Annotated in this window: 12 protein-coding genes and 1 other RNA gene; 10 read left to right on the top strand and 3 right to left on the bottom strand. The window is 51.5% G+C overall.

The genetic code is table 11. The features are described 5' to 3' along the window. Nucleotides 1-322 precede the first annotated feature (322 nt). Nucleotides 323-2,596 (top strand): GAF domain-containing sensor histidine kinase, encoded by a 2,274-nt coding sequence (locus LEP6406_RS27130; RefSeq protein ID WP_008311868.1) that lies wholly within the window; start codon nt 323-325, stop codon nt 2,594-2,596. Nucleotides 2,597-2,599: 3 nt separating this feature from the next. On the opposite strand, the gene LEP6406_RS0208375 is transcribed toward LEP6406_RS27130, so the two are convergent. Together LEP6406_RS0208375 and ssrA are read right to left on the bottom strand one after the other, a co-directional pair. Continuing rightward, nucleotides 2,600-3,799: an ABC transporter permease gene (locus LEP6406_RS0208375; RefSeq protein ID WP_317133827.1), complete on the bottom strand. Its 1,200-nt coding sequence runs from the start codon at nt 3,797-3,799 to the stop codon at nt 2,600-2,602. A 773-nt stretch (nt 3,800-4,572) separates the two neighbouring features. Then, nucleotides 4,573-4,959: a transfer-messenger RNA gene (gene ssrA / locus LEP6406_RS31035) on the bottom strand. Nucleotides 4,960-5,407: 448 nt separating this feature from the next. Here ssrA and LEP6406_RS0208370 point away from each other — a divergent pair. Beyond that, a complete protein-coding gene (locus LEP6406_RS0208370) occupies nt 5,408-5,845 on the top strand; it encodes a hypothetical protein (RefSeq protein ID WP_008311864.1) in 438 nt (145 codons plus the stop codon). Between the two features lie 614 nt (nt 5,846-6,459). Further along, nucleotides 6,460-6,693, top strand: coding sequence for a hypothetical protein (locus LEP6406_RS0208365; RefSeq protein WP_008311862.1), 234 nt, complete (start codon nt 6,460-6,462; stop codon nt 6,691-6,693). On the opposite strand, the gene LEP6406_RS0208360 is transcribed toward LEP6406_RS0208365, so the two are convergent. Continuing rightward, nucleotides 6,690-7,139 (bottom strand): tellurite resistance TerB family protein, encoded by a 450-nt coding sequence (locus tag LEP6406_RS0208360; RefSeq protein WP_008311860.1) that lies wholly within the window; start codon nt 7,137-7,139, stop codon nt 6,690-6,692. The genes LEP6406_RS0208365 and LEP6406_RS0208360 overlap by 4 nt on opposite strands. Nucleotides 7,140-7,467: 328 nt before the next feature. Here LEP6406_RS0208360 and acsF point away from each other — a divergent pair, with 328 nt between their 5' ends. The 7 genes from acsF to LEP6406_RS30120 all read left to right on the top strand — a co-directional run bounded on the left by acsF (nt 7,468) and on the right by LEP6406_RS30120 (nt 18,410). Continuing rightward, nucleotides 7,468-8,544: a magnesium-protoporphyrin IX monomethyl ester (oxidative) cyclase gene (gene acsF, locus LEP6406_RS0208355; RefSeq protein ID WP_008311858.1), complete on the top strand. Its 1,077-nt coding sequence runs from the start codon at nt 7,468-7,470 to the stop codon at nt 8,542-8,544. 236 nt (nt 8,545-8,780) lie between these two features. After that, nucleotides 8,781-9,956 (top strand): hypothetical protein, encoded by a 1,176-nt coding sequence (locus LEP6406_RS34160; RefSeq protein WP_155834660.1) that lies wholly within the window; start codon nt 8,781-8,783, stop codon nt 9,954-9,956. A 159-nt stretch (nt 9,957-10,115) separates the two neighbouring features. Beyond that, the gene (rpsU, locus tag LEP6406_RS0208345; protein ID WP_008311852.1) at nt 10,116-10,292 is read left to right on the top strand and encodes a 30S ribosomal protein S21; all 177 of its coding nucleotides are present in this window, start codon (nt 10,116-10,118) and stop codon (nt 10,290-10,292) included. A 203-nt stretch (nt 10,293-10,495) separates the two neighbouring features. Further along, a complete protein-coding gene (locus LEP6406_RS0208340; protein ID WP_008311850.1) occupies nt 10,496-11,233 on the top strand; it encodes a class I SAM-dependent methyltransferase in 738 nt (245 codons plus the stop codon). Between the two features lie 157 nt (nt 11,234-11,390). Continuing rightward, a complete protein-coding gene (locus tag LEP6406_RS0208335; protein ID WP_008311847.1) occupies nt 11,391-12,884 on the top strand; it encodes a hypothetical protein in 1,494 nt (497 codons plus the stop codon). Between the two features lie 406 nt (nt 12,885-13,290). Then, the gene (locus LEP6406_RS30125; protein ID WP_008311842.1) at nt 13,291-15,174 is read left to right on the top strand and encodes an MASE1 domain-containing protein; all 1,884 of its coding nucleotides are present in this window, start codon (nt 13,291-13,293) and stop codon (nt 15,172-15,174) included. Between the two features lie 953 nt (nt 15,175-16,127). After that, complete coding sequence (locus tag LEP6406_RS30120) at nt 16,128-18,410, top strand: tetratricopeptide repeat protein (RefSeq protein ID WP_162160855.1); 2,283 nt, start codon at nt 16,128-16,130, stop codon at nt 18,408-18,410. The last annotated feature ends 13 nt before the right edge of the window (nt 18,411-18,423 follow it).

Genomic DNA, 18,423 nt, shown 5'->3' with positions numbered 1-18,423 from the left:
TGTGGTTTAAGATACCAACAAGTAGACTCTGGCTTCAACGATCCGGCCTAGGGCGTGTGGATAATTAACAAGGTTTTGCCACCTTGTTTTGCCACCTTGGGTCTGTGCTTAAGGAACTTCGGTGAAGCCTCTAACGATCAGGGTTATACAGCTTTATCAATAGGGTTTGATGGTGGAGGGGTCATAGACGCTTCCCAATTGGCAACTCTCAAGGAAATAAGACACCGGTTGATACCGACTCATTGATGCATTGCTTTTCGTTTCGCAAGGGACATAAAAGGCAGAGCATCGCTTTCATGAATTCACTCGTGCCAGAACTGCTATGAACCGTGATGCTCAAGCCAGTCCGATCCTGGAGACCCTGCCACGAGAGGAGAACAGGACAGCACGGATAGATCACCTGTTAAACCGCATTACGCGGCGAATTTTGCGATCGCCAGACCTCGACCACACCCTCAGCATCACCGCGACGGAGGTACGGACTTTTTTGCGAGTGGACCGGGTCAAGATCTACCAATTTTATGACAATGGCGATGGCCAGGTGGTTGCGGAATCGATTCAGGATAATCGCCTACCTTCCTTGCTGGGGTTGAACTTTCCCGCTGATGACATTCCTCCCCATGCCCGTGAATTGTTCATGACGGCGCGGATGCGCTCCATCGTCAACGTCCATGAGAGTCAAATCGGTCAAGGCTTTCTAGTCCATCCTGAAACTGGAGAATCCGTGAGTGAAGAAATTCGCTTTCGGCCCGTGGATCCCTGCCACCAGGAATACCTCACTGCCATGGGGGTACAATCTTCCGTCGTGGTGCCCATTTTGCACGGTGTGGAACTCTGGGGTTTGCTGGTGGCCCACCATTCCCAACCCTGGGAAATATCGACTCCTATGCTCCAGGGTCTTCAGATGGTGGTGGATCAGTTAGCCGTAGCCATTGCCCAAGCTGCCCTATGGCAACAGGCCCATGTCAAGGCTCAGCGAGAAGCTGCCATTAATCATATTTCCCAGCAGCTCTATCCCCTGGACACCATGGATATCCCCGCTGCTCTGGAGAAAACCGTGGCTGAGTTGCAGGGATGTGGGGGGCGGTTGTACGTAGACCGATGGACCCTAGTCCATCTGCTCCAAGGGGGAAGATTACCGCATTCCGGCTCAGGGGAAAGGTCGGATGGAGAGATCTTTACCCAAGGGATCCAGCCCCAACCCCTACCGGGGGTGGAGCCGATTGAGGCGTTCCATACCTGGATCCGCTACTTTCAGACGGCTGCCCAGGAAGCAGACTTGTTAGCACATGCAGCTATCTCAGACCTGTACAAGGTACCGGAACTGCGCAATATTCAGGCGGCTTTTCGCACTACCCCCGTGCGGGGGCTGTTGGTGGTCCCGTTGACCTATGGCTCCCATATTTTTGGATATTTGAGTATTTTTCGGCGGGCAATTGACACCGAGACCCTATGGGCGGGGCAGGTCGATGCTGATCGGCGGCAAAGTCAGCCCCGACTCTCTTTTGACGTGTGGAAGGAATCTAAGCAGGGGCAGGCTCACCCTTGGAGTGAGCATGATCGCCTCTTGGCTCAAGCGCTAGGGCAGCATTTTGCGATCGCAGTACAGCAAAATGCCCTCTATCACCAAGTCCAGGATTTGAATGTGAACCTGGAGCAGCAGGTCCGCGATCGCACCGCCACACTGCATCGCACCTTGAAGGAACTGCAAGAGACCCAGACTCAACTGGTGCAGGCCGAAAAAATGTCCAGCCTGGGGCAACTCGTTGCTTCCGTAGCCCATGAAGTCAACAATCCGATTAACTTCATCGGCGGCAACCTAAACCATGCCCGTCAGTATTTTTCCGATGTGATGGGTTTGTTGGAGCGATATCAACAAACCATAGATCCTGAGACTGCCCTCCATCTAGGGGCAAATCAGGATGTAGATCTTGAGTTCATTCGAGAGGACTTTCCCCGCCTATTTGCTTCCATGGTCACTGGAACCGAGCGCATTCAAGAGGTAGTGCGATCGCTATTGAACTTCTCCCGCCATGGTCAGGCACAGGTCAAAACAGTAGATCTGCACGAGGGCATCGACAGTACCCTACTAATCCTGCACTATCGCATGAAGGCACGGGCAGATACCCCTGGCATTACAGTGGTAAAACAGTACGGGGAGGTGCCACCCCTAACTTGTTATGCTAGTCAGATCAACCAGGTGTTCATGAACCTCCTCAGTAATGCGGTGCAGGCTATTGAACGTCGCTGGTTAACAGAACCCCAGCCCCAGCTTGGACAAATTGAGGTACGAACGGCCTTAGTACAAGGGTCCGAACCGGATCAAGCCAGGGTAGAAATCCACATTTCGGATAATGGGGGCGGCATGGCCCCAGGAGTTAGGGAGCATATCTTCGAACCCTTTTTCACGACTAAAACCGTGGGCCAAGGGACAGGTCTCGGCCTCTCAATTTGCCGTCAGATCGTGGTAGACCACCATGGGGGTCTCCTTGATTGCGAGTCTACAGTGGGTCAAGGCACCGACTTCCGCATTCAACTCCCGCTCCAGGTGACAACGAAGATACCGGAGAGTGCCGATACCTGCTTGATTGATTGAGTACTAGCTGCTGCGGAGAGCAACAATAGGGTCGAGTTGAGCGGCTTGGCGGGCGGGGAAAACGCCAAAGAAAAGACCAATGCCACCAGATACCCCCACTGCCAAAGTAATCGCTGAGACCGAAACCCCCGCCTCAAAGGGAGAAATGGCACTGATTAGCAACAGTCCACCAATACCGAGTCCACTGCCCACAATGCCCCCGACGACGGACAGAATCAAGGACTCGATTAGAAACTGCACCAGAATGTCCTGCTGGGAGGCCCCAATGGCTTTTCTTAGGCCGATCTCCTGGGTGCGTTCCCGGACGGATACCAACATGATGTTCATGATACCGATGCCCCCCACCAGTAGAGAAATACCTGCGATCGCAGCTAACAGTACTGTCAAGGCTCCAGTAACCGTATCCGCCAAATTCAGCAACGTGTCCTGACTGTTGATAAAGAAATCGTCGCTGTCGGTAATGTTATGGCGCAGGCGTAACAGGTTAGTAATTTGAAATTCTGCCTGCCCCATGCGATCTCGATCCTGGGCCGACACAGCAATATAGGACACCTCAATCCCGTAGGGTGACCGACGCTGCCCCACCAAGCGACTGGCTTGGGTCGTGATGGGCACCAAAACCGCATCGTCATAATTCAAGCCCAGGTTCGCTCCCTTAGCCGCAAGCACCCCGGTAATTTCAAAGCGGATCCCTTTCACCTGAACAGACTGCCCCACGGGACTCTGCTGATCAAACAACCGTTCCGCCAGGGATGCCCCTAGCACCGCCACCTGGGCATTGCGGTCTAAGTCTAGCTTGGCAATAAACCGCCCCTGGGCCATCTCAAAACTGCGGACCTGCAAAAACTGTTCGCTGGTGCCCACGATACTGACATTGGCACTGCGATTGCGATACACAACGCGCCCTTGGTCGTTAAATTCAGGGGCAACGCCCACTACAGAAGGGACCTGAGCCGAAATCGCATCCGCATCCGCCACCACCAGGGTACGAGGTACCTCCAAGCTGCCCTGTTGCCGTGTTTCCCGGCTTCCCGGCAGCACAAAGAGCACATTTGGCCCCAGGGTCTGGAGCTGCCCATTGATGTAGGTTTGTGCCCCTTCGCCCAGACCCACCATAGCAATCACCGAGGCATTGCCGATGATAATGCCCAACATCGTGAGGCTACTGCGGAGCTTGTTAGCGACCAGAGTCTTAGTCGCCATACGAAAACTTTCAGCTAGATCCACGGAGGTTCTCCTAGGGCTACGATCTCGGCCCTGATTTTCCCCATGCTAACGGTCCAAGCCTAGTCCTGCCTGACGGAAATATTCCCAACAACTTTCGCGCAAGTGTCCCCCTTGCGGCTGCCGCCTAGACTTCGACCAGCTCAGCCAAAGTAGCCATTCCCATCCCCTCCGACCTTCGAAGGAGGGATCAGGGGTTGTAGCGGTTTAGCTGGGGGAGTGAAGTATTAGCAGCCGAACGCAGCTCGTACTGCGAAATAGGGGCAAAATTTACAGAGTTTCTTGTCAATTCGCTTCCGTACATTTCCCTAGGAACTGAATCCAGATCCAAAGATCTCCTTCATTATGCAAGGAATAATGATGAATGCAGCTCCATCTCAGAATACTTCCAGAACAGAATATTCATTTGAATTACGGATTGAAATGCTCTTCCGGCCTGAATTCCTTAATCCAGCATCGTTCTAAATACTGAATCTGGTATCCTCGCCAAAAAGACCAAGGATTTAATCGCGTTTTGTGAAGACGGCTAAAAACAGGTTGATTTAAATACTGCCACAGAGGAAATCGCATGGTGTGAGAGGAAGAAGCGGCCATGGGTACTGACCCCAATACGCGACGACAAGTTCACATCCCGACACATTGACCGACTGCATCGGGGCTTCTTTACTAAGTATAGACAGACGAAAATCTCGAAGCTCCATAGCGGAACGTCGAGCAGAGAAATATTCAAAAAAGAACAATAAAGTTCATAAAAATGGAGCTGACGGGAGTCGAACCCGTGTCCGCTTCGAGTATTAACACACCATTCATTCACAGGCTTAGCCTCTCTGACCCTTGAGGCGGGGACCGCTGATTATCCCTAGCGATGGGATGCTCTGATGATTTCTTTGTCCCATAGCTCACCAGAGAAGACTATAGGACGCATCCGTTGGGGTTTGTTCATAGCCCTTAACGGAGTCGGACTATGAACGCTCGCTAATTGAGTTTAGTTAAGCGGCAACAGGTGCAGCTTTACGAGCAAAAGGAACGATGTTGTTCGCAGTTACGTTTGTTTTGAGCCTGGATTAACGAGGGTGGACTCCCCCTCGGCCTGTATCACAGAGTGACTTTCGTCAAAGCGTCGAAACCGTTACAGCCCCTCGCTTGCAACCTAGTGTAGCGCATCCCTCTAAATTATTGACAAGAGCGACAGGGATAGGGGTGGGGATAGGGCAAAAAACTGCCATCTCTCAAGCTAAACTGACCCGTGCGCTCTTAAGCATGGGTGAATTGGGCTGGGAATTGCCGGACGGCTACTCCTGTTGCCCTGGGGCAGGATCCTACCCTGGGTTTTAGGGCGGGCATACGTAACACTGGGATTATCACACTGATAATCTTTTGCAAAGTAAATGAGTGAATCTTTTTCCTATAATGTTTCCTTAAGTATTGCCCGTTGTTAAGGTTCGCTTTGAAAGAATGGGGTTAGCACCGCCTAACCGATTGATCCCCAGACTACCCGCAAGATTTTGTTTAGTAGTGGCGATCTGGGATGATAGAGAAGCGCAGACGGGCGCAGTTTGAATCGCTAAGCCGAGAAGAGGTTAATTCATGACCAGCACTAATGAGGCCGCTAACGGCCAAGCCGAAGCCAAGGCAGCGGAGGCTAGCGCCGAGACGCCTCGCAAGACTACGACGCGCCGCCAACCCAAGAACAGCATCGTTAAGTCCAAGGACACTGAGGGAGAGTCTGGGGTGATTTTGCTAGAGGACCACACTCGCTTGGTGGTGACGGATTCCCTGCCTAACCATCGACCGATTGCCCTGAGCGATTTGGAAGTGGTGGGCAGCTTGAATTCTTCAGGGAGTCGTCCGATCATGGCAAATACTATGGAGGTGTTTTCGACGGATCTCTTACCGGGTCATCGTCCGGTTATGGTGGGGACTTTGCACTTATCTGAACTGAATTTCTTGATGGGGAATCGCCCCATAGCCCCTAATGACACAGTGGACCCGCTACCAGCGGCTCTGATGGGGTACCTCGATTAGACTTTAGATGCTTAGGAACTCCAGATCTTTAGTAATGTGCAATTCTTGTGGGTCAGGCCCTGTCTGACATCCGCTCAACATGACAATCCACCTGTCATTCCGAGCGCAGTGAAACGGAGAGAGGAATCTCGATCCCTCAGCGTAGTCCAAGATCCTTCACGACGCTCCGTTACTCCTTCGGAGCAACCGACCCAACCCACGATGTTGGGTAATGCCCGGAAGAAACAGAGGGAAGCCTGTCATTCCGAGCGCAGGGAGGGATCCTGGTCTGGCTGTTAGACCGAGATGTTTCGACTCCGCTCCATTACTCCTGCGGAGTCGCTTCGCGAACAACATGACAAACGAGAGCCTGTCATTCCAAACGAAGGGAGGAATCTCGGTCTTGCTCACAGAGGGAAGTTTCTTAGAAGTCGCTTCGCGAACAGCATGACATTGAATACTTCTCAAACAGCCTCTTAGGACGGATTGAGCTAGGGCCCCGAACAACTCTTGTGTGACCGAAGTCACAGATTGATGCTAGTAAAGTCACCCAGAGAACTCGTGATTGTCACACGGACAGTCCCTAACCTCGGGCATAGTCATAGAGCACAAGGAACCCTGTCGGGTCATTGCCTGTGGTAGAGATTTGTCCTCTTAAATTTGCGCTCTCGGAGCTGTTTGCCCAAGCCAGCGATCGCGGCCAGCTCACATTGGCCGATCGGTATGGTCTTCTCGCCAATCTCTTGAACGAACATAGCCTGACTGACGATGAACGCCACGCCATCGATCGGATTCTGCGGGCAGCGGCGCGAGGTCGCGTCATTATGGCCGATGAGCTTTCTGCCCTAGTGGATCAGATCGACTCCTAGCCCCGATTTTTGATTGTCATTACCTGGACGATTTGCAGGGCGGTATCACCAGGAATTTCTAGGATTCGATACAGGTCATCCAGAAAGGCTTGCTCCTGAGAGGTGACGGTGCCGTCGGAGAGAACGAGGTCAGTCGCGATCGCAAAGGCCGTTGGTCTCAGCTCTGGAGGGAGACAGGCTTTAGCCAAATTCACCAGTTCGCCAGGCCCCTCTCGCTTGAGCATAGCCAGGAGCTTGTCAAACATGCGGTGCATCAGATCATTGGAGTAGGTGCGAAAGAGCTGCATCCGAGACAGCATCATGCTCATGTCGCGGCTCTCTTGGTCTGAGAGGTAGCCATCTGCCGCGATCGCGACTAAAGCCACGGCAGCAAAGGACTCCGCAGCAGTGAGCTGCGTTTCAGTCATGCCTTTCTCAGCGTTGAAGACGCTATCAAACAGCCCCATTCCTACCTCCTAAAACTGTGGGTGTCCCCATAATGAACTAGAAGCCGAAGATGGGGGAAGTTTTGGGGACTTGTGACGGGCTTGGCGGCCCTAGCCATTGCTGAGCGTTGCTAAGTGTTGCAATTCTTAAAGCTTGAACCCCTTTCCAGCCCCACTCCCATTGATAGACTAAGACTCAGTAGGTCAAGCTCTGCCACCGCTGAAATCCGGTTCCGAAGGCGGCTTCAGGGGATCCATTTAGGCTTAGAGCCGATGGCAGCAGGTGCTTACCCATCCGAAGCTAACGGTACTGCCCCCTACGGCACCTCAAGCGTGTACTCAAGGACTCATGGTTGACTCCCTAAGAAAGCCCGAATTTACAGAAATCCGCCCCGGCGTGAAGGCTCCCGCCCAGGACACCATCCTGACGCCCCGGTTTTACACCACTGATTTTGATGAGATGGCCAAAATGGACATCTCTGTCAACGAAGACGAGCTACAGGCCATCCTGGAAGAGTTCCGCGCTGACTACAATCGCCACCACTTTGTGCGGGATGCGGAATTTGATCAGTCTTGGGAGCATATTGACGGCGACACCCGCAGGCTCTTCGTGGAGTTCCTAGAGCGCTCCTGTACCGCTGAGTTTTCCGGGTTCCTGCTCTACAAGGAATTGGGACGGCGCATCAAGGATTCCAGCCCTGTCTTGGCGGAGTGCTTTAATCTTATGTCTCGCGATGAGGCGCGTCATGCTGGCTTTTTGAACAAGGCCATGTCTGACTTCAACCTCCAGCTTGACCTGGGTTTCTTGACCAAAAGCAAGAAGTACACCTTCTTCAAGCCCAAGTTCATCTTCTACGCCACCTATCTCTCTGAGAAAATTGGCTACTGGCGCTATATCAAGATCTACCGCCATCTGGAATCCCACCCCGAGAACCGTATTTACCCCATCTTCCGATTCTTTGAAAACTGGTGTCAGGATGAGAACCGCCATGGCGACTTCTTCTCTGCACTGATGAAGTCCCAGCCCCAAATCCTCAATGATTGGCGAGCGCGGCTCTGGTGTCGGTTTTTCCTGCTGTCGGTGTTTGCCACTATGTATCTGAATGACCTTCAGCGTCATGATTTCTATGCCGCCATTGGTCTAGATGCGCGCACCTACGACATTGAGGTAATTCGGGAAACGAATGCTACGGCGGCGCGGGTCTTCCCTGTTCTGCTGAATGTGGATCATCCCGAGTTCTTCAAGGCACTGGATACCAGTGCGGCGGCTAATGACAAAATTGCTGCTATCGGGCGCTCTGACCAGCCTGCTCCGGTGAAGCTACTACGGAAACTGCCCTACATTGCCACCATTGGTTGGCAAATGGTGCGGCTGTATTTCATGAAACCGCTGGATGCCACGGTTCTACAGGCGGCGGTGCGCTAGGGCAAGCAGCTAGGACGGTTGCTAATTTGTTTATGCCATGGGTGTCTCTGGGGTTTTCCGGGGACACCTTTTTATGGGGGTAGGATGTCATGGATCCTGGTGTGCGGGTAAGCCTCGTTTGAGGGTTTTTATTCCCCCCAAACAACTCTCCTTTATCGGTCAATTCAAAAGGTCAATTCAAAATTGACAGACCACTAGGGAGGTGCTGGAATAGGGCGATGGTGAGGAGGGATGACGTGACCATAGTGCGGGATCAATGGCGGGGAAGAGGGGCAGTCGGGGGCGGAATTGGTCTGGCTTTGGCTAGCATGGTGGTCTGCGATGGTCCCTTTGGACTGGTCCCTGAGCATCGCGCCCTTGCCCTGCCCCTTTCAGCAATTTCGGATCTCTGCCCACTTCCCCAAGACGGGCCTACCACTGAATTGTCCTCAGAACCGAATGGGGTAAAGTGCGATGGCCAAAGGCCGGTCGGAGACCATCGCACTGCCGCGATGGTCCCTTTGGACCGGTCTCTGGCCATCGCGCCTCCCCAAGCTCCCCAGTTCAAGGGAACTCCCTACTTTTCCACCAAGGGCCGTTTGTCCCAGGGCACTGTTCGGGCTCCGTTGCCTGCCGAGGAATGGGTGGAGATAGACACCCCCCTAGAGGCTGCCCCCCTAGAAGCGAGCGCTCCTGAAGAGCGTGCAGCAGGAGCCGAAAGCTTTGCCACCAGGGAAATTTGGGTGCAAACGGTACAAAATTTGCAGAGCACCGCCTCCCCCGCCTTAGAAGAGACGTGGGATGGGGAGGCAATCGCCACTAATTCCTCCGCCATTGATATCGACCCCGCCATCATCGAAAGCAGCCCCGTGCTGCGACGATGGCTCCAATCCATCCCCGACGTAGCGGCAGATATTCGCCATGACCCAGCCTTTCGCCCCCGGCTACGGGTGGGCTATGCCCAGTTTCCCTCCAACAATCAAACTAGTGGATTTTACCTAGGGGTGCAGGACTTCTTTGTGGGCCGCACGCCGCTTACTCTCAGCGCCGACTATAGCCAGAATGCAAACCGCGATGGAGACCATCGTGCCAGCTATGGTATTGACGCCCAGTATTATTTACTGCCCTTGGGCTGGTACGGCAATGTCGCCCCCGTGCTGGGCTACCGTCACCTAGACACCCCTACCTACACCGTTGAGGGATTGAATGTGGGCTTTCGCATTGTCTTAATTCCTTCACGCACTGGGGCTGCCGATCTCGCTTTGACCCAAACCTGGGTAGCACCGGGAACTCAGAATGTGGTCGGGCTCACTACCTTCTCCGTTGGCTATGCCGTCACCTCCCAACTGCGAATCTCAACGGATATTCAGACCCAAAACGCCCCCGGTCGTCAGGACAGCCGCGTCGGCGTTTTCCTGGAATGGATGCTTTAGGTCACTTTTGCGGTATGGTATTTGTAGAGTGCGCGGCGGGGACTGTGTACCCAAACTCCGTGTATCTTTTCAGCCTTGAAAGGTAGCCATTGGCTGATCTTGAAGGGTTTCTCCATAGCAGTATTTACGTTTTTTACTTGTCGAGTCCAAACGATCGGTATGACCCAGGTCCTTGTTGGTGAAAACGAAGGCATTGAATCGGCATTGCGACGCTTTAAGCGTCAGGTTTCTAAGGCAGGGGTGTTTTCGGAGGTAAAGCGCCGACGGCACTTTGAAACACCCCAGGAAAAGCGCAAGCGCAAAGAAGTGGCCCGCCGTAAGAAGCGGTTTCACTAAATCCCCTAGCCCCTCTTTGGTCAAGTTCTTCCATTCCCCAATTTTGATAGGCGTCTGCAATGTGTAAATTGCAGACGCTTTTTTATTGCCTACATTGATCTAGTTCCCATCTTCAGGGATTAAACGGAGGTGATTATGCCTGAGGTATGCAACTCTACAGAGGTCGAACTTCATGCTTACTTCATAATTTGGAGGCTCTGTAGATGGTTGGATTACCTCCCCCCACCATTGAACCTATACCGTTGCAAACCCATGACTATCGGCAATTCTCTGGGCAGTACTCAGAGTTGAAGCTTGAGGGCAGCTATTTTTTGGCCTTCAACGCGGTAGCTGAGTGGTTCGAGCGTCACAACAGTAGGGGGAAGCTGCTCGATTTTGGCTGTGGCACGGGGCGATCGACTCGTTTTTTGAGGAGCCTAGGCTTTGATACCGTTGGTGTTGATATTAATCCGTCAATGCTCACAAAAGCACGGCAGGCGGCAGAGGGTGAATATTATCTGTTGGATTCCGAACAGTTACCTTTCTCTAATCACCACTTTGACGCAATCTTTCAAAGTTTTGTGCTGCTCGAATATAGTTCGATTACCCAAATGATGAATACATTCGGGGAGCTTAACCGCGTCTTAACTGATGAGGGCATTGTCATTATCGTCACTGGGTCAGAAGAGTACTATCGTCATCACTGGTCGTCATTTGAGATCGGCCCGATTGATGAGACCTGTCTAGCATCAGGCTGCAAAGTTAGGGTGGGCATTCGAGATACCGACATCGTGCTGTTCGACTATTACTGGACAGATAATGATTATCGTCAAGTATTTCAACAAAGCGGCTTTCAGGTGATTGAAGCTATGCAGCCCTTAGCCCAGGGCCATGAACCATTTGCGTGGGTCAACGAATGCGATTTTCCCTGCTGGACAATTTATGTCCTCAAGAAACAGTAATTGGTCAAGATCAGATCATCCAGGAAAACATGGTCGTCTCCTAACCTGTTGACTCATCAGTCACATAGACAGGGTTTACGATGTTGTTCTGGTAGGGGTTAGATCAGTCAGTGCAGTTTGTTCATGATGGATTTTCGCTAATACGAGGATTTAACCGATGGGTGCTGAATTGAAAAGTCCTAAGATAAGCCAGGAGCCGATCCAGGTATACGAGGGTGATAACGTTGTACAGCTTATGCTCGAAGAGGTGGTACAAACCTTTGGCAATGCTGGTGGGACGGTTTATCTGAGTGGAATTGATGCCGGAAAATTTCTGGCAGATAACCCGACACACATTTTAACGCAGCTACAAACGTTAACGGATCAAGGTATTAGTCTTCAAATCTTGACCCATCCAGAAAATATGGCACTGCTCCAAGAGCATCAGAAACACTGTCGCTGGATGCCAGAGCATGTTTTCAGCGCTATTCCTATCTGTATCTATGGTAATAAGGTCGCCACAATCATTTGGGGATCAACAGATAAAATCGTGGTGGTTGATGATTTCTCCGTTGCTGATACCCACCGAAAGCAGTTTTTGTGGATGTGGTCGGCGGCGAAAAATCCCTCCACTCAAACTAGCACGCTAGAGGATAAACACCGTTTGGCAGAAGGTATTGTCAAACGCTACGGTGGGCGGGTTTCTTACATCACATCTAAAGATCGAAACCTGTTCCATAGTTTTCGGGAAGCGGATCCAAATCCGGGCTATGGCAATAGCTTTTACTATCTTTGTCAAGCCGTCAATGGGTTGGGGCCTGATGGGTTGGGGATGAAATACTTTGATGGGCGGATGTTGGTCGCTATTGGTTTGGGCGATCGCTTTACCCTAGGGGGAAGCTGGCACTATCACGTAGTTAATCCCATGGGTGAATTTGATCCTGACAGTTTGCGCACCTTATCAAAACATTTGCTGGAGCTGAGTGGGGTGCCGGTGTTTGTGAAAAAGCTGACTCTTGAGGAGCGAGATCAATTACTTCAAACTGGATTTTCTCCGATTGAAGACTATCCCTGGCATGATCAAGCTATGGAAGAAGACGATACGTTCCCCGAGCAGATCGTGGATGTAGATCAAGTGCTTCAGCGACTCGAAAAGTATGAAGCCACTAGCAGTCTAAAACGCAACTACCGCAGGTACTGTGCGAAATTTGAGGCTGAAACAACCTGGGAACCTCTGGGCAAGGATCACAGTGAGGACAACTCTGCGGAAGCCGATACCATTGTTCAAGAGTTTTTTGATTATCTTGATGTGAGACAGTTACATATCTCTCGGCCTAGTGACTATGACAATATCGTTCACTATCCCCCGGTGGGCAAGAACGGGAAATCCTATTTTGCTCAGATGGTTCGTGTTGCCGGAGAAGCAGCGGGATTCTTTGCCATGGAAGCAGTGAGTGAAGATATGGCCGGATTGTATGCCAGTATTACTCTTCACCAAAAGTTTCCGTATCTGTCGGAGTATTTGATCGTTGAATGCTGCAAAGTGCTGAAACAGGCAGGATATCGCTACTTAAATCTAGGGGGTTCAGAAACTTCGGGGCTGTTTGGGTTTAAGGAAAAATTCTTCCCAGTAGCTCAAAATAGGATGTATTGGGTTGTTTACAAAATGTAAGCTGTCTGGCTCTCCTGGAATTTTGGTGCTGGCTGCACTTATAAACCTTGAAATCCAGACCCCGCAAGGGGTCTGGAAAGCAGAATGGATTACTGATTATGGTTTTCATTCTGATCCCAGGAGGGCGACAGCATTTCCCTTCTGGGTGAGGTATAGCCTATCTCTTACTATCAGGGGTTCCATAGCTTTCTCCCAACGATACTCCCAGGGTATGGGGTAAGGGAGGTACAGCCGATCTCCTGTTATCAAGGGTTTCATGGTTAACCTTGGCACCTCACAAGATTCCAAAATACTGGATCTTGATTGCCGGGGCTTTGGGCATTATGCCGAGGCTTTGGGCATTATACATATATGGGCACCTTGAGGTGCCCATATTCCATTTGATGACTGTGTGTGGATTCCTTGTATGACTCGGACTAATTCTCCAGCGTTCAGTAAAGCCCATGACTCTGGAGTGGGCGTCAAAATAGATGATTTTTTCACGGGGAAAATACTGCTGTTTAATGGGTTGATGGTTGTAACCCTTCATGCAGTGGGTATGATGGCATTTCAATTCGCTACGATCGGTGATGTCACTCCCATTTGGCCGCTTTCAGGTATTTCCCTGGCAGCATTGTTGATCAGTAGATTTAGGGTTTGGCCAGGTATCCTTCTGGGTTACTGGGTGCTTGATGTTTCCTTCTATGAAAGCTTGCCCATTGGTTTGACGATGGGGATAGGTGAATTTGCGGAGGCTGTGATCGCAGCACTACTGATTTTACGGTGGACCAACAATCAGGCGTTTCTAAGCACCGTAAGATATACCTTAATATTTGCGATCGCAACCAGTCTGTCTCCTGTCTTTAATGCCACATTGGGAACAACAGTACTGTATTTGAACGGGGTGGTACCCTCGGCAGACTACGCTACCGTATGGCGAACTTGGTGGACAGCAGATACCGTAGGATTTTTAGTCTTTGCGCCCTTCATATTGACTTGGCGGGAGAGGATCGAAAACTGGAATGTTACGCCTCAAAAAATAGGTGAACTAGCACTATTAATTGGGCTTACGGTTTTCATCTCGTGGCAAACTTTTGGTATAGGTAACCCTTTAGAATATATGTTTTTGTTGCCTATGGTCTGGGCAGCGTTTCGCTTTGGTGAGCGTGGAGGGACTCTTTTAGTTGTTGCTCTATCTCTGATTTCTATTGCCGCAACAGCCCAAGGAAATGGCATTTTTGCACTAATTTCATCCGAAAATTCTCTGGTTCTACTACAGTCCTTTATTGGTGTCGCTGCTTTAACTCTGTTGATTTTATCCTCTACAATCAATCAACAAAAGCTTGCAGAAGATGGATTGAAGGAAGCCAATATTCTTTTGGAGAGGCGAGTGGCAGAACGAACTGATGAACTGTCACAAACCCTAGTGAACCTGCAAAAAACCCAAACCCAGTTAGTGCAAACGGAAAAGATGTCTAGTCTGGGACATCTGGTAGCTGGGGTTGCTCACGAGATCAATAATCCCGTTAATTTCATCTATGGCAACCTAGTTCATACCAAAGAATATGCTGATAACCTACTAGACTTATTAGCTCTCTATCGACAAAGCTACCCCATGCCATCAGCAGATATCCAGTTAGCCCTTGAAGAAAGCGAAGTAGACTTTCTCAAGGATGACTTTCCTAAACTACTGGAGTCAATGAAGTTGGGAGTCGATCGTATTCGCGAAATAGTTAAGTCTTTACGCAACTTTTCTCGCTTGGATGAAGCGGAATTTAAGACCGTTGATCTGCATGAAGGCATTGACAGTACGTTGATGATTTTGCAAAATCGATTTAAGAGAAATAATGATTATCCTGAAATTCAGCTAGTCAAGACATATGACACACTGCCCTTGGTGGAGTGTTATCCAGGACAGCTCAATCAGGTATTTATGAATATAATCTCTAACGCCCTTGATGCTCTAGACGAGTACGATAAAAAACGCAGCGTCGATGCTGTGAAGGCAAATCCAAGCAGGATCACAATCTCTACGGCAACTAGTGGATCTAACCAGGTAGCCATTCGCATTGCTAACAATGGTCCAGGAATCGATGAGGCTACGCAGGCTAAGATTTTCGATCCGTTCTTTACAACAAAAGCTATTGGTAAAGGGACCGGACTTGGACTGTCTATTAGCCATCAAATCGTAACCGAAAAACACGGTGGAAATCTACGGTGCTATTCCACCCTAGATCAGGGAACGGAGTTTGTGATTGAAGTTCCTGTTCATCAAGATTTCTCAGTGCGCTCATCTAATCAGAAAGGCTAAGCTTGTTGACTGGCAAAAATCCTACATTGGACATAGAAACCGCTTCCCTAAAGAATTTGGGTGAAATTTAGGGGGCGTAACTGTTCACATCCCCCTTCCTTCAAACAAGGGATCAAGGGTTGTAGCGGTTTAGCCGGGGGTGAGTGAATCATTACTAGGGGATAGTTTTCTGACCCAACCCAGAATGTCGGTTCCAGATCGTGTTGTCAGTCAATGAGCACGCTAAGGGAGGTGCGGGTTAATAGTAGAGTTGTTGTGAATTAAACTCGAAAAACCTCAAAACGCCTTCTAGGCAAGGCTTTCAGCCTTTCTTGTCCAAAAACCCCGAAAGTGCTTTGTAGCAAGGCTTTCAGCGATTTTGAACAGTATTTCACAACAGGTCTAGTGTACCTAGTGGCCAGGTTTTCTCCCGAAGGGAGACGCTACGCGAACGACTTCGCTCAACCTTCAGTGATCGAGGGCTGAGCGAAGTCGTATGTCTTTCAGACAGGCTGCGCCAACATGTAATGGCTCCCAGAGGGAGCAAGCCCGATCAGCGGGTACGTTATTTTCCTGCGAGTCCCTAAGGGGTCTACGCTGCAATTAAACCATAGCGATCCCTTTCGTCGCGATGGTTGACATAGCCGCTACCAAGGGTGAAGAGGGTGCGTGACCCGACAAATGTAGAGACCAGTATGGGTACTGTCTCCTTAGGGGTGTGGCGCTATCTATGGCAAGGGAGGGTGTTTTTTTCGGGCACCCCACCTTTCTGCTTGATGCTTTGCTTCTCTACGGGGTGATTCTCTGCTGTGGGAGCAGAATTCTTGTCCTGATCCGTCTCTCAGAGATCAGAAAGTTATAGCGGGGTCAGTGCTCATCTGCCTTCTGGTTTTGCCCGAGTCCCCAACTCGATGGTCCCAGATCAGTCTAGGGGGCCACTCCCCGTTAAGCCCTCTTTACTTCGTGTGCATCCCGTGAATATTCGACGTTGGCCTCGTTTCAGAGAGTCCGCCCTGATGCTCACTGCGGGGGCAGGGACTGTAGCATCCCTTGCCAGTCAAAACGCAGCGCTGGTCTCCATTCCCGTTACGGCCTTGGTGGCCATGGGACTCATCGATCGCCGTCGCTTAGAGCAGCAAATTAACGGTGTCAAGCACCGCAGCCTCAACCTAGAGGGACGGATGAATAAGGATCTGAACCAGTTACAGGCTCAGGTTAGTGCCCTCCCGAGCCCGGAAACTTTGACGGGGCTCCAGCGGGCGGCCATGGCCCACAGTGATCGCGCCGTCGTGCGCTTTTCTCAGGCCCTAGAACGGACTCAACAGGATGTAGAGCGGCGGATTCAAGGGATTGAGCGCCCCAACCTCAGCCATCTATATCAAGACATGGCGGAGTTACAAGATCAGTACACCTATGCCTGCTCCACCTTGAGCAACCTGGACAAACAGGTGCAGCGGCTCTCTAGCCTGCCCCGAGTTGAAGCGACTGAAGCTGATGTGTCTCATTTAAAAACCGAGCTAATGCAGGTTCGGGTGAGTTTGGAAACCCTCAACAGCGAGAGTAAAGCTGCCCAATCTACCCTTCAGGATGCGGTGCGTCACCTGGATCGGCGTTTGCGCCAAGCAGCTCCCGGTAGTGACCCCCATCTCCTCAAGGGAGAGGTACGAGAACTGATCAAGGCTGTGGCGGATTTAGTGCCCCGTCGGGAATTCAATGCCTTGACTGAGAAGCTGCGGACCGTAGAAAGTATCCAAGATACCCTTCGGCGGCATATGGACAGTATGAAGACTGCTGGTTCCGCTGCCCTCAATGGTAGCCGTCCCGAGTCCTCGCCCCAATTGCGCGACCTCACCACTGAGGTAGATCGTCTCGCTGGGCTGCTGCGCCAGGTGGAAGAGCGGATTGATGGGATTGCCGTCCCCTTTGACATCACAGCAGAAATCCGGGGTACCACAGCAACCTACCTCAGCGGAATGCAGTGGCAGTTGGCCACCCTAGAACAGGCCACCCAGGATTTGATGCAGTACCACAAGAGCCTCCCTGCTCCTGGGGAACAGGGCTTTCTCCAGCGGTTTTCAACACCTGCACCGAGTTCTTCTGAGGCCGCAGCCCCGACGCAATGGTTGATGGCTTTCCAAAGTCCTGACGCCACTGAAAGCTGGTCTTCGACTGTTGATCAGGCGCTGTTTGCGGCGCTAGATCAGGTTCAACAACGGCTAGTTTTGGTATGGCCTTGGTCACCCTCTGCCCGCCTTGACCCAGAACTTATCACCCGCTTCAAAGAGGTGTTGGAGCGCCGCTGTCGGTTGGAGGTGGGCTGGTGTCACTCCGGAGATCGCCGGGATGGTCTCCTGTTAAGGAGTATTGACCAACAGTGGCCTGTGGCCAGCACCCAGCGCCAGATGCTGAAAACCGCCCTGAGGCAACTGTTGCCCCTCAAGCAGACCTATCCCGACCACTTCACCTTCAAAATTTTGGGGACTGACGAGCAGTTTTTGGTGTGCGATCGCGCCTATGCCATTGTCGGCCTGCGAGAATTACCCGCCGCCAGCAGTGTTTTTCCTAGTCTGGATTTGCGGCTCCGCACCACCGATGTCACCGTGGTGGAGCGACTGCTGCGTCGCTTTGATGATCCCAATCTCTGTCCTGAGGATGCGGTGGCCTACTTCAATCGGGCCGTCACCCGCTACGATCTACGGGATCCTGACGGAGCCATTGCTGACTATTCCCAGGTACTGCAAATCACGCCGGAGGATGCCCTTGCCCTCAACAATCGCGGTGTCGTCTGGGGCGATCGTAAACAACCCAAGCAGGCATTGGCTGACTTTGATCGGGCATTGGCATTGCACTCCGACCAGTTTGCCGCCCGTTGTAACCGGGGCTACTTGCACCTGAGTCTGGGCAACTATACCCAAGCTCTGGAAGATTTAGAGGTGGCGGCCACCTTGGCTCCCACCTCCAGTCTGGTCCATTTTTACAACGGACAGGCTCGACAGAAATTGGGCGATCGACCCGGTGCGATCGCGGCCTACAGCGCTGCCATTCAACATCAAGGTCAGGCTGCTCTGCCTTACTGCTACCGAGGCTCTGTCTATCAACAGCAGGGCGATACCCAACGTGCGATCGCAGATCTAGAAACCGCCGCCTCCCTACTCCATGCCCAACGGGATCACCGCACCCTAGGCCAAATTACCCAAGCCCTGGGGATTCTCAAACAAACCCCTATCACGCAACCTCTCCGCATCCGCACGCCCTAGAGAAGGAACACCT

The sequence above is a fragment of the Leptolyngbya sp. PCC 6406 genome (assembly GCF_000332095.2).
Lineage (GTDB): Bacteria > Cyanobacteriota > Cyanobacteriia > Phormidesmidales > Phormidesmidaceae > PCC-6406.
The sequence above is the reverse complement of the archived record's forward strand: the minus strand, read 5'-3'. Positions and strand labels throughout refer to the sequence as shown.

What these genes read in the sequence shown, in the direction of transcription:
- LEP6406_RS0208340 (WP_008311850.1), top strand. Translation starts at nt 10,496, where the DNA reads ATGGTTGGATTACCTCCCCCCACCATTGAACCTATACCGTTGCAAACC.
- LEP6406_RS0208370 (WP_008311864.1), top strand. Translation starts at nt 5,408, where the DNA reads ATGACCAGCACTAATGAGGCCGCTAACGGCCAAGCCGAAGCCAAGGCA.
- acsF (WP_008311858.1), top strand. Translation starts at nt 7,468, where the DNA reads ATGGTTGACTCCCTAAGAAAGCCCGAATTTACAGAAATCCGCCCCGGC.
- rpsU (WP_008311852.1), top strand. Translation starts at nt 10,116, where the DNA reads ATGACCCAGGTCCTTGTTGGTGAAAACGAAGGCATTGAATCGGCATTG.
- LEP6406_RS30125 (WP_008311842.1), top strand. Translation starts at nt 13,291, where the DNA reads ATGACTCGGACTAATTCTCCAGCGTTCAGTAAAGCCCATGACTCTGGA.
- LEP6406_RS0208375 (WP_317133827.1), bottom strand. Translation starts at nt 3,799, where the DNA reads ATGGCGACTAAGACTCTGGTCGCTAACAAGCTCCGCAGTAGCCTCACG.
- LEP6406_RS27130 (WP_008311868.1), top strand. Translation starts at nt 323, where the DNA reads ATGAACCGTGATGCTCAAGCCAGTCCGATCCTGGAGACCCTGCCACGA.
- LEP6406_RS0208335 (WP_008311847.1), top strand. Translation starts at nt 11,391, where the DNA reads ATGGGTGCTGAATTGAAAAGTCCTAAGATAAGCCAGGAGCCGATCCAG.
- LEP6406_RS0208360 (WP_008311860.1), bottom strand. Translation starts at nt 7,139, where the DNA reads ATGGGGCTGTTTGATAGCGTCTTCAACGCTGAGAAAGGCATGACTGAA.